The organism is Streptomyces xanthophaeus, assembly GCF_000725805.1.
Lineage (GTDB): Bacteria > Actinomycetota > Actinomycetes > Streptomycetales > Streptomycetaceae > Streptomyces > Streptomyces xanthophaeus.
The window spans coordinates 370,285-384,973 of record NZ_JOFT01000011.1 but is presented as its reverse complement, the minus strand read 5'-3'; the positions used below and the strand labels follow the sequence as shown (position 1 = coordinate 384,973).

At 74.3% G+C, this 14,689-nt stretch carries 15 protein-coding genes; 4 read left to right on the top strand and 11 right to left on the bottom strand.

All coding sequences use genetic code 11. From position 1 onward, the window contains the following. Positions 1–60: 60 nt before the first annotated feature. The 3 genes from metX to IO30_RS0105305 form a co-directional block, all read right to left on the bottom strand. A complete protein-coding gene (gene metX, locus IO30_RS0105315) occupies positions 61–1,248 on the bottom strand; it encodes a homoserine O-acetyltransferase MetX (protein WP_078904569.1) in 1,188 nt (395 codons plus the stop codon). After that, positions 1,245–2,606, bottom strand: a complete 1,362-nt coding sequence (locus IO30_RS0105310; protein WP_078904549.1) for a bifunctional o-acetylhomoserine/o-acetylserine sulfhydrylase — start codon at positions 2,604–2,606, stop codon at positions 1,245–1,247. Before IO30_RS0105310 ends, metX begins: the two co-directional genes overlap by 4 nt. A gap of 487 nt (positions 2,607–3,093) precedes the next feature. Continuing rightward, positions 3,094–4,695 (bottom strand): FAD-binding oxidoreductase, encoded by a 1,602-nt coding sequence (locus tag IO30_RS0105305; protein WP_031139761.1) that lies wholly within the window; start codon positions 4,693–4,695, stop codon positions 3,094–3,096. A gap of 64 nt (positions 4,696–4,759) precedes the next feature. Between IO30_RS0105305 and IO30_RS0105300 the strand changes: the two genes are divergently transcribed. After that, complete coding sequence (locus tag IO30_RS0105300) at positions 4,760–5,389, top strand: TetR/AcrR family transcriptional regulator (protein WP_031139759.1); 630 nt, start codon at positions 4,760–4,762, stop codon at positions 5,387–5,389. Positions 5,390–5,405: 16 nt separating this feature from the next. On the opposite strand, the gene IO30_RS0105295 is transcribed toward IO30_RS0105300, so the two are convergent. From IO30_RS0105295 to IO30_RS0105275, 5 genes are all read right to left on the bottom strand, one after another. After that, positions 5,406–5,798: a hypothetical protein gene (locus IO30_RS0105295; RefSeq protein ID WP_107066846.1), complete on the bottom strand. Its 393-nt coding sequence runs from the start codon at positions 5,796–5,798 to the stop codon at positions 5,406–5,408. 109 nt (positions 5,799–5,907) lie between these two features. Continuing rightward, a complete protein-coding gene (locus IO30_RS0105290) occupies positions 5,908–6,237 on the bottom strand; it encodes a hypothetical protein (RefSeq protein WP_031139756.1) in 330 nt (109 codons plus the stop codon). 112 nt (positions 6,238–6,349) lie between these two features. Next, entirely contained in the window at positions 6,350–6,919 is a 570-nt protein-coding gene (locus IO30_RS46730) for an FAD-dependent monooxygenase (protein WP_051901911.1), read from the bottom strand. Then, positions 6,823–7,605: an FAD-dependent oxidoreductase gene (locus IO30_RS46295; protein ID WP_051901909.1), complete on the bottom strand. Its 783-nt coding sequence runs from the start codon at positions 7,603–7,605 to the stop codon at positions 6,823–6,825. Before IO30_RS46295 ends, IO30_RS46730 begins: the two co-directional genes overlap by 97 nt. A gap of 44 nt (positions 7,606–7,649) precedes the next feature. Beyond that, entirely contained in the window at positions 7,650–8,714 is a 1,065-nt protein-coding gene (locus IO30_RS0105275) for a zinc-binding dehydrogenase (protein ID WP_078904548.1), read from the bottom strand. A 69-nt stretch (positions 8,715–8,783) separates the two neighbouring features. Here IO30_RS0105275 and IO30_RS0105270 point away from each other — a divergent pair, with 69 nt between their 5' ends. After that, positions 8,784–9,515 carry a TetR/AcrR family transcriptional regulator gene (locus tag IO30_RS0105270; protein ID WP_031139748.1) on the top strand — a complete coding sequence of 244 codons (732 nt, stop codon included), beginning with the start codon at positions 8,784–8,786 and terminating at the stop codon, positions 9,513–9,515. Here the strand turns inward: IO30_RS0105270 and IO30_RS0105265 are convergent. Further along, positions 9,512–10,129: a GNAT family N-acetyltransferase gene (locus tag IO30_RS0105265; RefSeq protein WP_037893019.1), complete on the bottom strand. Its 618-nt coding sequence runs from the start codon at positions 10,127–10,129 to the stop codon at positions 9,512–9,514. The two genes, IO30_RS0105270 and IO30_RS0105265, sit on opposite strands and share 4 nt — an antisense overlap. A gap of 208 nt (positions 10,130–10,337) precedes the next feature. On the opposite strand from IO30_RS0105265, the gene IO30_RS0105260 reads away from it, so the two are divergent. Together IO30_RS0105260 and IO30_RS0105255 are read left to right on the top strand one after the other, a co-directional pair. Continuing rightward, entirely contained in the window at positions 10,338–11,564 is a 1,227-nt protein-coding gene (locus IO30_RS0105260; RefSeq protein WP_157853105.1) for a hypothetical protein, read from the top strand. A gap of 141 nt (positions 11,565–11,705) precedes the next feature. Then, the gene (locus IO30_RS0105255) at positions 11,706–12,731 is read left to right on the top strand and encodes a questin oxidase family protein (RefSeq protein WP_031139742.1); all 1,026 of its coding nucleotides are present in this window, start codon (positions 11,706–11,708) and stop codon (positions 12,729–12,731) included. Positions 12,732–12,814: 83 nt separating this feature from the next. On the opposite strand, the gene IO30_RS0105250 is transcribed toward IO30_RS0105255, so the two are convergent. Together IO30_RS0105250 and IO30_RS0105245 are read right to left on the bottom strand one after the other, a co-directional pair. Further along, positions 12,815–13,666, bottom strand: a complete 852-nt coding sequence (locus IO30_RS0105250; RefSeq protein ID WP_031139740.1) for an ABC transporter permease — start codon at positions 13,664–13,666, stop codon at positions 12,815–12,817. Next, positions 13,663–14,571, bottom strand: a complete 909-nt coding sequence (locus IO30_RS0105245; RefSeq protein ID WP_031139738.1) for an ABC transporter ATP-binding protein — start codon at positions 14,569–14,571, stop codon at positions 13,663–13,665. Before IO30_RS0105245 ends, IO30_RS0105250 begins: the two co-directional genes overlap by 4 nt. Positions 14,572–14,689 lie beyond the last annotated feature (118 nt).

Below are 14,689 nucleotides of genomic sequence, written 5' to 3'. Positions count from 1 at the left end.
GGGAGGCGTCCCCCTCGGCCCCGCCGGCCGGGGAGCCGCTACCCCCGGCCGGCCGGGGGCTCAGCCGAGGGGGAGTGCGGCCTTGTCCCGTACGTCGCCCAGGAGTTCCCGTACGAGCGCCGCCACCTGCCCCGTCTCGATGAGGAACCCGTCGTGGCCGTACGGTGACCCGATCACCCGGACCCCGTCCGCCCCGGGGATCCCCGCGGCCAGCTCCTCCTGCTGCGCCAGGGGGTACAGACGGTCGGAGTCGACCCCCGCGACCACGGTCCTCGCCCGCACCCGGCCGAGGGCGGCCCGCGTGCCGCCCCGGTCCCGGCCGATGTCGTGTGCGTTCATCGCCTCGGCCAGGGCCACGTAGCTGCCCGCGTCGAACCGCCGGACGAGCTTGGCGGCCTGGTGGTCGAGGTACGACTCGACCCGGTAGCGGCCGCCGCGGCGGGGCTCCTCCCCGTCCTGGGGGTGGTGCCCGAAGCGCGTCTCGAGCTCCTGGGTGCCGCGGTAGGTGATGTGCGCGATGCGGCGGGCCACCCCGAGACCGGCGTGCGGGCCCCGCCCCGGCCCCGCGCCGTGGTAGTCGCCGTCCCGCCAGTGGGGGTCGGTGCGGATGGCGTGGACCTGGGCACTGGCCCAGGCGATCTGCTCCGCGCTCGCCGCCGCCGGGCAGGCGAGGACCAGCAGGGCGGCCACGCGCCGCGGCCGGGACACCGCCCACTCCAGGGCGCGCATCCCGCCCATGGACCCGCCGATCACCAGCGCCCACTGCTCGATGCCCAGTGCGTCGGCGAGCCCGGTCTCGGCGAGCACCTGGTCGCGCTGCGTCAGCCGGGGGAAGGCCCCGGCCCAGCGCCGACCGTCCGGGCGCGGCGAGGCGGGCCCGGTACTCCCCTGGCAGCCGCCCAGCACGTTCGGCGCCACCACGAACCAGCGGTCGGTGTCCAGGGCCCGGCCCGGTCCCACGAGCGCGTCCCACCAGCCGGGCGTGGGATGACCGGGTCCGGCCGGGCCGGCGAGGTGGCTGTCGCCCGTCAGCGCGTGCAGGACGAGGACCGCGTTGGAACGGTCGGGCGCGAGCCGCCCCCAGGTCTCGAACGCCAGCTTCACCCCGGCCAGTCGGCCCCCCGCCTCCAGCGGCAGGTGCCGGGCCCGGTGGTGCCACTGCCGCCGCCCCGGCGGGTCCCCCTCCTGCCACGCACCGGTGGCGGGAGGGAGTGCCGTCCTCGGGGCGGTCGCCCCGGCGGTGTTCAGGACGCTCCCTTCGCGGCGCGGAAGCCGGCCTCCAGGTCCGCCTTGAGGTCGGCCAGGTTCTCGATGCCGACCGACAGGCGCACCAGGCCCGGGGAGGCGCCGGTGGCGGCGAGCTGTGCCTCGTCCAGCTGGCTGTGGGTGGTGGAGGCGGGGTGGATGATCAGGCTGCGGACGTCGCCGATGTTGGCGAGGTGGCTGAACAGTTCCACGCCGTCCACGAAGCGCCTGCCCGCTTCGGCTCCGCCCCGCAGCTCGAAGGACAGCACCGCCCCCGCGCCCCGCGGCAGATAGCGGCGCCCGGCCTCGTACCAGCGGTTGGAGGGCAGCCCGGGATAGTGGACGGCCGAGACCTCGTCGCGCTGCTCCAGCCACTGCGCCAGCGCCTGGGCGTTCGACGAGTGACGCTCCACGCGCAGGCTCAGGGTCTCCACGCCCTGCAGCAGCAGGAAGGCGGAGTGCGGTGCGATGGCGGGGCCGAGGTCGCGCAGCAGCTGCACGCGCAGCTTGACGGCGTACGCGCCCGGGCCGAGCGCGGGCCAGTACTGCAGCCCGTGGTAACTGGGGTCCGGCTCGCTGAAGTCGGGGAACCGCTCGGGGTGCGCGCCGAAGTCGAAGGTGCCGGCGTCGACGACGACCCCGCCGATGGTGGTGCCGTGACCGCCGAGGAACTTGGTCGCCGAGTGGACGACGACGTCGGCGCCGTGCTCGATGGGGCGCAGGAGGTACGGGGTGGGCACGGTGTTGTCGACGATCAGCGGGATCCCGGCCGCATGGGCGACGTCGGCGACGCCGCGGACGTCGAGGACGTTGCCGCGGGGGTTGCCGAGGGTCTCCGCGAACAGGGCCTTGGTCCCGGGCCGTACGGCGGCCCGCCATGCTTCGAGGTCGTCCGGGTCCTCGACGAAGGACACCTCGATGCCGAACTTCGGCAGGGTGTGCCGGAAGAGGTTGTAGGTGCCGCCGTAGAGGGAGGCGCTGGAGACGATGTGGTCACCGGCGCTCGCCACGTTCAGGATCGCCAGGGTCTCCGCGGCCTGCCCCGAGGCCAGGGCCACGGCCGCGACACCGCCCTCGAGCGCGGCGACCCGCTGTTCGAAGACATCCTGGGTGGGGTTGTGGATGCGGGTGTAGATGTTCCCGGGCGCGGCCAGCGAGAAGAGGTCGGCGGCGTGCTGGGTGTCGCGGAAGACGAACGAGGTGGTCTGGTAGATCGGAACCGCCCGTGCGCCGGTGGCCGGGTCCGGGGCGGCCCCGGCGTGCAGCTGCTTGGTCTCGAAGGACCACGCGGAGGTGTCGGGTCCGGTGGCCTCGCCCTCCGGGGTGTGGCCGGCGGTGACGGCGTCGATCGGCTGGCTCATGGTTCTCCTTGGTAGGCGTGCGGTGCCGGGAGAGAGCTGGCGGGGCCGCCCGGCGGCGGGGCACGGGTGCAGGGGCGTACGGATGTACGGATGCGGATGCGCCCGGGGCGCGCGGGGGGAGGTACCGCGGCGGCGTGGGCCGCGCCCGCCGACGGGGCGGGGCGCCGGGGCGCGCCGGAAGGGAAGGAGACGGTGACCGGGGTCCGCGGTGCCACGTCAGCGCGTGGCCGGACAACCCGTGGTCGTGACGCGCGCGTAGTCCACGTGGCGGCGGGTCACGAGTACGGTCATGCGCTCAGGTAACCACAGCCGGACAGACCGCACCAGAGCCCCCGGCCGGACCGGCGGAGATCCGGCCGACGCCGGTCCGGGGCGCGGCGGCGATCTACGGGACCGGCGGGACCGGGGACGGCTTCGAGGCGGCCCGGACCTGCATCTGCCGCGGGGGCGAGGCAAGTTGGCCGGTCCGGCCGCGCCGCCGGGCCGGTCAGTCGACGAGGACCCCCGGGTTGAGGATGCCCCGCGGGTCGAGCGCGCCCTTCGCGGCGCGCAGCGCCAGCGCGAAGGGGTCGGGCCGCTGGAGGTCGTACGCCGGGCGGTGGTCCCGGCCGACGGCGTGGTGATGGGTGATGGTCGCGCGGTGGCGGTGCAGGACCTCGTTCGCCACGGCCTTGAGGTCGTCCCAGAAGGCCACCTCGTCACCGGGACGGCCGGCGGCCAGTACCGTGAAGTACGGCGCAGCTCCGTCCGGATACACGTGGGTGAGGCGGCAGTTGACCGTCGCCGGATACCCGGAGGCCTTGAGCGCCGCCGCCCCGACCTCGCTGCGCACCGCCTCGATCAGGCCCGGGATCCGGTCCCAGGTGGCCGCCGTCTCGAAGGTCTCGGCGACGGCGCCCATCCGGGCCAGACCGTCGCGGAGGTAGGGCATGCGCAGGAAGGCCGCGCGCCAGGCGCCCACGGCCGCGTCCCCCGGGGCGCCGTCGGGGGCCGCGGAGCCGCTGCGCCGCCCGCCGTGGGAGCGGGCCAGCGCGACGGCCTGTTCGAGGCGGGCGTCGACCGGTCCGTCCGCCGACTCGAAACCCAGGACGAGCACGGCGCAGCCGTCGCTCGCCGCACCCGACAGGGCGGCCTCACCGGCGTCCAGCAGACGGCAGTTGGCGGGGAGGAGATCGGACTGGGCGACGGCGCGCACCGCCCGCAGGGCCGCCTGGAAGTCGGTGAACGCCAGGGCTGCGGACGCCTTGTGGACGGGACGTGCCTGGAGGCGCACCCAGGCCTCGGTGATGACCCCGAGCGCTCCCTCGGAGCCGAGGAACAGCCGGTCGGGGGAGGGGCCCGCGCCCGAGGCGGGCAGCCGCCACGAGGCGCTCGTGCCGGCCGGGCTGACGACGCGCAGGGACTGGACGAAGTCGTCGATGTGGGTGCGGCCGGTGGCGTAGTGCCCCCCGGCCCGGGTGGCGAGCCAGCCGCCCAGGGTGGAGAACTCGAAGCTCTGCGGGAAATGCCGCAAGGTCAGCCCGTGGGGGCGCAGTTGGTCCTCCAGGCTCGGGCCGAGGGTACCTGCCTGGATGCGCGCGGCCCGCCCGGCGGTGTCGACCTCAAGGACGCGGCCCATGGCGGTCAGGTCGAGGGACAGCACGGCGCGGTGGGCGTCTCCCCGGTACTCGACGCCGCCGGTGACCGAGGAACCGCCGCCGTACGGGACGACCGCGATCCGGCGCTCCCCGGCCCAGTCCAGCAGGTCGGCCACATCCCGTTCGTCCGCCGGGCGCGCCACGAGGTCGGGGATGCGGCCGGGGCGCCCGCGCAGGGCGCGTACGACGTCGCGGTAGGCCTTGCCCATGGCGTGGGCCACGCGCTGCCCGGGGTCGGCGTCGACCAGGTGCGCGAGGCTCGCGGGGGGTTGGACTGCGGGCGCGTCGACGTGCAGGTCGTGCACTCGGGGGACGGGCAGCGGGCGGGCGAGGGTGCCGGGGAGCAGGGCTCCCATCGCCACGCATTCCGCGTCGTCGGGATGGGCGTCGGCCCAGCCCCAGCCCCACCAGGAGCGGGTGCGGGAGGTCGGTCGGTTCGTCGTGCCGGACATGGCTGGGCTCCAGGGGCCGCAGGAACTTACCTAGCGGTAAATTACTTACTGATAATATCCGTCCATGGCAACCCCTCGTTCGAAAGCCGGCACCAAGGGAGTCCCGCGGCACCACCGGCAGCAGCAGATCCTGGACGCCGCCACGGAGGAGTTCGGCACCCGCGGCTACGCGGCCGCCTCGCTCGCCGCGATCGCCGCCCGCGTCGGCGTCACCAAGACGCTGCTGCACCAGTACTTCGGCACCAAGGAGGACCTCTACCTGGCCTGCCTGGTCCCCGTCGGGGACCGGATCCTGGACACCGTCCGGACCGCGATGGGACAGGAGGGGACCACGCCGCACACGCCCCTGCGGGTGCTCGGCAGCATCTTCACCGCCCTGGAAGGGCAGCGGGAGGCGTGGTTCGTGCTCTACGACACCTCGCTGCCGCCCGGCGGCGAAGCCGCCCGCCGGGCCGCGGACTACTGGGCGGCCATCGACCGCCTCGCGGCCGGCGGCACCGCCGACCTGCTGCGCGCGGCCGGGTCCGACGACCCCCTGGACGCCGACGCGCTCAAGTACGTCTGGCGGGACCTCGTCGCCACCCTCGTCCGCTGGTGGGTCAAACACCCCGAGGAGTCCCCCGAGGCCATGACGCGGCGCTGCGCCCGCCTCTTCGCGGCCGCCGCCGCCCTCACCCCCGGCCCGGGCCCCTGAACCCGGGCCACGGGGATCAGGGGATCAGGACGCAGTGGTTCTCGATGACCCTGCCGCTGCGGTCGAGCCCGCCGCAGACGGCCAGCTTCGGATACGCCCTGATCTCCCGGTTGACGACGAACCGCCACCGCGACACCCCGGCCTTGCTCGCCCGGTAGTCCCCCACGAAGGCGCGCAGCGTACCCGGCAGACCCTCCCGCGTGGTGACGGTGATGTCCTGCACGTAATCGCGGCCCTGGTAGGCGGTGGCCACGCAGATGTACGTGCCGCAGGTCGACTTGACCGAGGCGCTCGCGGGCGTCGCGGTCGCCAGCCCGATCGCACCGACCGCGGCGAGGGCCGTCGCGACCGCCGCGAGGCGTCGTCGTGCGGTGGCCACCGGCCGGACCGTGTCCGGGTGCGCGTGCATACGGGACCTCCTCGGGCTGGCTGCGCCGACCGCGCAGCTCCTGCCACTGTCCCGGGCCCGTGTGCATCCGGCAAGTAGGCCTGCCTGCATCCCACTTGACGGACCGGGGTCAGCCGGCCCCTTCGAAGCCCGCTGAGCGGTCGAGGAGGAAGGGCGAGCCGGGGCTCTCGGGCCGCCAGCCTGCGTCGAGGGCGCTCCGGATGCTGTCGGCCACCCGTGCGGGGAGGACCGGACCGGCCTGTACGCCGAGCCAGTTGCTCGGGTGGGGTTGGCCGGTGGTGACCACCAGAGTGCTGCCGGGAACGGTGGCATGTTCGACCGCGTAGGTCACGGGTGCCCGGACCAGCCCCTGGTCGTAGGTCGGCCGGCCGCGCAGCCGCCACCGGTAGGCGACCCCGTCCACGGTGATGGGCCGCGCCCCCGTCTTCCGCAGCGCCACAGCGGCGGTCCTTCCCGTACGGTGCGGTTCGCCCCGGCGGCCGGTCGGTCCGCCGTTCACCGCAGCGGGCCCACCTTGGCATACCGGACGGGGCGTGGCGCACGGGCCAGGGTCACGGCGGGGGGCCGTCGAACATGCGCCGGACGGCGAAGCGTTCGGCGGGGCCGGGCAGGGAAGCCATGGCCAGGTCCCGCAGGCTGCTGAGCGGTCCTGCGGGGAGCCGGCCGAGCTTGTTCATGCGCAGGGCCTGGTTCTGGATCCAGCGCACGCGCGCGCGGCGTTCGGCCTCGTACGCGCGGAACGCGGACGCGGTCCCGGGGGTGGCGTCGAGGCGGCGGGCCAGGACGGCGGCGTCCTCGACCGCCTGGCCCGCGCCCTGCCCGAGGTGGGGCAGCATCGGATGTGCGGCGTCCCTCAGCAAGGTCACCCGGCCGCGGCCGCCGCGCCACGGCCGGTGGCGCAGTTCCGTCTCCACCGTGCTCTCCGGCGTGGTCCGCGCCAGCAGGTCCTCCACCGGGGAGGGGAACCCGGCGAAGAGGCTGCGGTAGAGGGCAAGTCCTCCTGGCCCGTCCTGCTGTCGGCCGGTCAGGACGGCGGTGGGGGCGAGCGCGAACCAGGAGGTCCGGCCCGCCGGGAGCGCGATGATGCCGAACTGCAGTCGGTCGCCCCACCATTCGCGCACGGCGCCGGAGTGCCGTCCGTCGTCCGGTCGTCCGGTCGGTCGTCCGGTCGGCCGTCCCGTCCGTCGTCCCGTCCGTCGTCCGGTCCGTCGTCCTGTTCGCCGGCCGCCGCCGTGGTGAGGCCGGGCAGACAGGTCGTGCCGGACCGGACGGCCGGCTGGGCCCCGTACAGCCGGGACCGGACCAGGGAATCGATCCCGTCCGCGGCGACGATGCCCCGGCCGCTCAGGCGGCGGCCGGAGCGGAGGCGGAGTTCGGCGCCGCCGGGGTGCGTCCGGAAGCCGCAGGCGGGGTCGCCCGTGACGAGGGCGGAGGCGGGGATCCGTGCCGGCAGGGCCTCGTGCAGGTCCCTGCGGTGGATGCCCAGGGCCGGAGCGCCGGCCGCCCCTTCCACGTCGGCGGGGTCGACCGCCGCGAGGAGCCTGCCCGAGACCGACCTGATCGAGACCGACCTGATCGAGGTCCCGGTCACCCGCCGGGCCGCCGCCGCCAGGCCTTCGCCCACGCCGAGCGCGTCCAGCACGTGCACCGTGTTGTGCTGCAGGAGGATGCCCGCGTCGATCGCCCGCGGCCGCGGGAGGGCCTCGACGAGCACGTAGGGGATTCGGCGGCGCCCCAGGGCCACGGCCGTGCCCAGACCTCCGATGCCCGCGCCCACGACCAGCAGCGGTGCGTCCTCTTCCGGCAACGGCCCGGTCCCTTCCCGAGCGCGTGCGCTGTCCGTGCTCCGGTTCACGGGATGTCGACGACGACCTTCCCCTTGGCGCGTCCGCGCTCCACGTACGCGTGCGCGTCGGCGATGCCGGCCAGCGGGTAGGTGCGGTCGACGACGGCCCGTACCGCCCCTTCGGCGGCCAGCCGGGCCAGCAGTTCCAGGGCCGGCCGGTCGGGCTTGAACAGCCCCCAGCAGTAGGACCGGCTGCTGCGGGCCTGCGCCTGCCGCCGTCGCCGGTACGTCGCCGCCGCGTCCAGCCCGCCGCGCAGCAGCCCCTTGTCGTCGACCAGGCTCATCAGCGGGTGCACCAGCGTGCCGTAGCCCGATCCGGGCCCCGGGCGCAGGAGCGACAGCATCTTCTCCTCCTCGCCGTCGTCGGCCAGGCACAGGGCGAAGTCGAAGCCGCTGAGCACCCGGGCGAAGTCCTGCGTCCGGTAGTCGACGACCTCGTCGGCGCCCAGCGCCCGGCACAGGTCGATGCCCGTCGGCCCGGCCGTGACGGCCACGTGCGCGCCCAGGGCCTTGCACACCTGGAGGGTGACGACGCCGGTGCCGCCGGTGCCGCCCTGGAGGAAGACCCGCTTCCCGGCCGCGTCCCCGGCGCTGAACCCCGCGCCGCGCAGTGCGGCCCAGGCGGACAGGAAGGCGTAGGGGAGGGCGGCGGCCTCCGTGTAGGACAGGGCGTCGGGCTTGCGGACGACCTCGTCGGCCCGGAGCGCGCAGTACTGGGCGTAGGCCCCTTGTCTGGAGGGCCCCTTCGCGCCGAAGACGGCGTCCCCCGCCCGCAGGTCCGTCACGCCCCGGCCGACGGAGACGACCTCTCCCGACACGTCGTTGCCGAGGACGAGGGGGAACCCGCTGACGCCGCGGAGCCGCAGGAGGCTGTTCCCGTACCCGCTCCGGCGCCGGCAGTCGATGGGGTTGACGGAGGTGGCCCGCTGGCGGACGAGGACCTCCCCGGCACGCGGGGCGGGCACGGGTGCGTCGTCCGTCAGCTCGAAGACCTCGTGCGCTGCGCCGAAGCGGCGTATCCGCGCCGTCGTCATACGGGCCGGGACGTGGGGCGGGGGAGGGGAAGACATAATGGCTACGCTAACACCGAAAAGCCGATTTCGGCTACGTCGACTCTGTAATGAGGGGGAGCCCGCCACATGACCCAGGAACCGCCGACCGCGCCCGGCAGCCCCGCCTGGTGGGCGGAGCGCAGGCCCGCGCCGAGCCCGCCTCGGCGCGGCCGGCCGCCCGTCGACGTGGGCCGCATCATCGACACGGCCCTGGAGCTCGTCGACGAGGTCGGCATCCAGGCATTGACCCTGCGCATGCTCGCCGACGCCCTGAGCTCGGGGACCGCGACGCTCTACCGGCACTTCGCGGGCAAGGACGAACTCCTGGCTCACGTGGTCGACAAGATCCTCGGCGAGGTGAAGGTCCCGCCGGAGCGGAGCGCGGAAGGCTCCTGGCGCGAGGCGCTCGAAGGCACCGCCGAGGCCCTGTACGGGACGCTGCGCCGCCATCCGAACGCGCTGCCCCTACTGGTCGCCCAGGTGCCCGTCGGCCCCCACGCCCTCGCCCACCGGGAGCGCACCCTCGCCCTCCTCCTGGGCTTCGGATTCCCCGTGCAACTAGCCGCCCGCGCCTTCACGGCCGTCGGCCACTACGTCATCGGCTTCGCCGTCCAGCAGCACGGGCCCGGCGCACCCGGTTCCGGGGAACAGCTGCCGCTGCGCGAGTACTACCGGGGCCTCGACCCCGTCGCCTTCCCCGCCACGACGGCAGCGGCCGCGGAACTGACCGGCGTATCCCTCGACGAGGAGTTCGCCTTCGGCCTGAGCCTCCTCCTCGACGGCCTGGAGCGGGCCCGCGAGCGAGGTGGTGAGCGCTAGGGAGAGGGCCTCGCCCCGCGCGCCCGTCCGCCGAGCGGGAGCCGGGCCTCCAGAGCGGCCTTGGACGCCGGCCATTCCGGCCGGGTGAGGGCGTACACCGCCGTGTCGCGGACCCAGCCGTCCCGCATCACCATGTGCCGGCGGAGCGTGCCCTCGTGCGTCGCTCCGAGTCCGGCGATCGCGGCCCGCGACCGGGTGTTGCGGACGTCCGTCAGCAGCTCGACCCGGTTCATGCCCATGCTCTCGAAGGCGTGCGCGAGCATCAGCAGCTTGGCCTCGGTATTGACCCCGGTGCCCTGCCAGGACCGGCCGAGGAAGGTCCAGCCGATCTCCAGGCGCCGGTGTGCGGACTCGATCGCCATCAGCCGGGTGGATCCGGCGATCCGGCCGGAGGACGTGTCCACGGTGGCGTAGGGGAGCTGTGTCCCCGCGGCCCGCGCGGCCAGCGCTTCGGTGATGAAGCCGCGGACCTCGTCCGGATGCGGGACGCGGGTCACCGCCAGCTCCCACAGGCTCCCGTCGCGGACCGCCTCGCAGAGGCCGTCGTGGTGGCGGCTCTCAAGGGGCTCCAACCGCACCCGGCCGCCGTCCCGTTCGAGCGTCGCGTGTTCCATGTGACCCCGTCCCCCGTGCCCGTGCCCGTGCCGATCATGAGTGGTGCCCGACGCTATCCCGGGGGCCGCGAAGGCCTCATCCGGTTTTCTTGCACGGCGGGACGGGGCCGGCACCGGTGGTGCCCCGGACTTCGTCCCGAAGCCGTCTGTTCAGCTCCCCTCCCCGCGGCCATCATGTGAGCCGACGGACCGTCACGAGGGGGAGACGATGAACGGGAACAGACGCAGTGGGTCGAGAGCCGGCGCCCCGGCGTCCGGGTACAGGGCGCGCCTGAGGGCCGTGCTGGTGGCCGGAGCGGTGCTGGCCGGTGTGGCCACCGCCCTTCCCGCCCAGGCGGCTTCCGCTTCCGCACCGGCCCCCGCGCCCGCCGCGGGCAAGGGCTGCAAGCCGGGGATCCGCGTGCTGGACTCCCTGCCGGGCCCGGGGGAGGCCCCGTACCCCTGGGCGGCCACCACCGCGGTGAAGGGTCTCGGCCCCCTCGGCCTGGCCGTAGGCCGTTCCCAGAACCGGCCCGTCTACTGGCTCGGCACCTCCGTGCGCCCGGTTCCCCTGCCTGCCGGGTACACGGCGGGCGCGGTGGAGGCGGTCAACCGCTTCGGCGTGATGGTCGGCAACCTCACCGGCCCCGGCAAACCCCCGGTCGCCTTCCGGTACTTTCCCGGCGCGAGGGCGGTCACCCTCCTGCCCGGCGGCGAGCAGGCGAACGACATAAACGACAAGGGCCACATCGTCGGCCACCGGCACAGCGACCCCTGGCACGTGATCGGCGTCGAGTGGGTGGGCACCACCGTCCGCCGCGAGCTGGCGCTGCCCCCGCAGGTCACGGGGCTCGCGGACGTCACCGGCATCAACGAGGCGGGCCAGATCGTCGGACGCGGCACCGGAGTCGTCGACGAGTACTGGTACGAGACCGGACTCGTGTGGCCCGCCGCCAAGGAGTCGCCCGCGCAGGAACTCCAGCCCTTCTACCCTGGCGACACCTACAGCACCTACGTCCCGAACGACATCGACGACAAGGGCCGGATCTCCGGCACCTACGAGTACTCCCGCCTCATCACCTCGAACGGAGTCACCTGGCAGCCCCCCTACACCGAGACGACGTACGCGCCCAACCTCGGGGAACGCACCAGGGGTTCCTTCGAGGACGTCAGCCCGACCACCGGCGTCAGCGTCGGCACGGCCTCCGATTCGAACATGGTCGGCCCCTTCCCGCCGGACACCGCCCCGCCCCACCAGGCCACCCTCTGGAAGGGCGCCGGGCCCACCCTGGCCCTGCCCCGCCTCGCGCCGACCGGCCACAGCGGAGCCTTCACCGTCTCCGACGACGACCGCGTCGGCGGTTTCGCGGTCGACGCGGGGGGCGTGATGCACCCCGTGGTGTGGACCTGCGCCTCCAAGCAGGCCTACGAACCGGCTCCCGCCCCCGCACCGTGACCTGAACTGCGGCCTCGGCCCCCGGCCTCGGCCCCCGTGCTCGACCGCGGACTCGGCCCGCGGACCTAGGTCCACTGCCGGAGCGCGCTTACGGCTGGAGCCGCTTCTACCGCTGCGTATGCGCTGCCTAGGGTGGTGCGCATGGACACCAAGGGCACCCTCGACGAAGCGCTGGAACGTCTCCACACCTACGGTCCCGAGCGGTTGGGCCGCCTCACCAACCATGCGCCCATGGCCGTCGAGGCCCTCGCAGCGCGCGGGCACGGGGGTTCCGTCCACCGCTGGATCGACCGGTACACCGTCAAGCTGGAGGACTTCCCCTCCCGCCACAGCCCCGTCACCGACGACAACTGGCGGTCCGCGCTGGGCGATCAGCGCCGGATCGGGGACTGGATCGTGTACTTCACCGGCCACCCGACGGGGCAACTGCCCTGGCGGGACGTCCTCGCCCTGTGGTGGCCACGGCTCCTCCCCGGCTTGTACGGCGGTTCGACGCATCCCGTGATCCGGGTGGGCCATGCGGTACGCAGCCTGCTGGCCGACGGTGAGAGCGCTCCCCGCCGTGCGGAGCTCTCGCACGCCCTCGGCTACTGGGCCGCGCGCTACCACCCCCTGCGCCCACCCGTCCCGCTGCCGGGTGGGCGCAGCGCGGCGCAGGCGCTGGAAGCGGTGCCGCCCATCGACGACCGCCGGGGCAGCTTCACCGACCGACTGGAGCGCGTCACGCAACTCCCCGTGTGGCAGGGGCAGGAGACCCTGCGGCAGGGCGACCCGGACGCCGCCCGCCACAGGCTGGAGGAACTGGTCCGCAGTGCGACCCACCGCTATGCCACCCACGGCCACGGCGAGGAGACCATGCTGGTCCATGCCGCGACCGCGCCGAACGCGGTCCTCCGCACGCTCCCCGCGCTCCCGCGCGAGACATGGGCGCCGAGCCTGCGAGCGGCCTGGACGGCATCGGCGGCCGTCACCTCGATGTACGCGCCCGACCGTCCCCGTCTCTACGCGACACCCGGCCGGATCACCCCCGAGGAGGCCTTCGCGCGCGCGACGGACCATGGGGACGAGCACGTGATCAAACTGGCCGACACGGCCCTCGACGTCGGGGACGGGCAGGCGGTGGCGAGCGTCCTGCGGGCGATCGAGCTCACCGAGGTACCCGCCTGAGCCGACCGGCATGAAGTTCGCGGGCGCCGGCACTCCGCCCGGGCGGGCCCGACGCGCTCGGAACCCGGGAGGGACGGCCCGGCTCACTGATCGCGCCGGTGCGGGGCGACGACGGTGAGCAGGGCCGCACCGAGCGCCCACACCGCGTAGACGGTCCACGCACCGCCGGCCGTCCACGGGAAGGCGCTCGGGGCGTAGCCGGCCTCCACGAGCCTGATCCACGCCTGGTAGAGCGTGGCGTGCCCGGCCACCGCCGACCAGTGGCGGCCGTCCGAGAAGGCGAGGGGCAGGACCAGGACGACCACGACCGAGACGATCATGGTGGTCGCAGTGTGCCGGACGAGGGTGGCGATCGCCATGCCGGTGAGCGCGCACACGGGTGCGAGGAGGGCGGACGCCAGCACCACCGTCAGGGCGCCGGGATGGCTGATCGGTATGCCTGCGTCCCGGCCGTCCAGGATGGCCTGCGTCAGGCCGAACGAGGCGCCCGCGACGACGGCGCCGAAGACCGTGGCCACCGCCGCGAGGACCACCGCCTTGGCCGCCATCACGGAACGTCGGGCCGGCACGGCCGCGAAGGTCGTACGGATGGTGCCCGTGCTGTACTCACCCAGGATCGCGACGGCTCCGACGGCGACGAGGGCGAGCATCATGAGCATGGCGGCATTCGCGGAGAAGGCCTCATGCAGCGGTATCCCGGCCCTGACGAAGTCGGCCTGCTCCGACGGGCCCCGCTGCGACCAGTGGCTGTAGGTGTCGTAGGCGGTGCCCGCATTGAACGCGACGACGGCCAGGGCAGTGGCCCCGTAGGCGATCCACGTCGACCGCAGCGAGCGGAGCTTGATCCATTCGGCGGCGACCAGGTCGAGGAAGCGCGGGCGGGGCTCGGCCCCGTCCAGGCCGCGGGCGGGGGAGTACGTCGTGGCCGTGGTCATCGGGGGTCTCCTGCGAGGTATTGGACGCTGTCTGCGGTGAGCTCCATGAACGCCTCCTCCAACGAGGCGGACCGGGTGCTGAGCTGGTGCAGCGGGATGCGGTGCTCCAGCGCGATCCGGCCGATCCGGTCTGCGGTCAGACCGGTCACGGTGAGCAGTTCGCCCTCCATGCGGACGGCTGCGGGCTCGGCTGCCAGCAGGTCCCGCAGGGCGGACGCGGCGGGCGTGCCGACCGTGACCTCCTGGCGGCTGCCGCGGGCGGAGAAGTCCACGAGGCTCTCCGCCGCTATCAGCCGGCCCCGGCCGATCACGATCAGCTGGTCGGCGGTGTGTTCCATCTCGGACATCAGATGGCTGGAGACGAAGACGGTGCGGCCCTCGGCGGCGAGCCGCCCGAACAACTCCCGCACCCACTTGACGCCTTCCGGGTCGAGGCCGTTGAGCGGCTCGTCGAAGAGCAGCACCGGCGGATCGCCCAGCAGGGCGGAAGCGATGCCGAGCCGCTGCTTCATCCCGAGCGAGAACCCTCCGATGCGGCGGCGGGCCGCCTCGGCGAGGCCGACCTCCTGGAGCACCTCCGCCACCCGGTGCTGCGGTATGCGGTTGCTGCGGGCCAGGGCGGACAACTGCGCGGTCGCGGTGCGCCCGCCGTGCACGTCGTGGGCATCGAGGAGGGCTCCTACGTGCCGCAGGCCCCGGGGGCGGTCACGGAACGGGCGGCCGTCCACGGTGACGGTCCCGCTGGTGGGCGCATGGAGCCCGAGGAGCATCCGCAGGGTGGTGCTCTTGCCGGCGCCGTTCGGTCCGAGGAACCCGGTCACCAGGCCGGGCCGCACGGTGAAGGACAGGTCGTCGACGGCGGTCGTGCCGCCGTACCGCTTCGTGAGCTCGTTCACTTCGATCATGCGGACAACAGTGCCGCCGTGCCCCCGGGCCCGTCGTCGGACCACCGATGACAATCGGAGCCTCCCGGTGTCAACCCAGGTTGTACTCCCGCAGTCAGATGCCCCGTCACGTACGGAC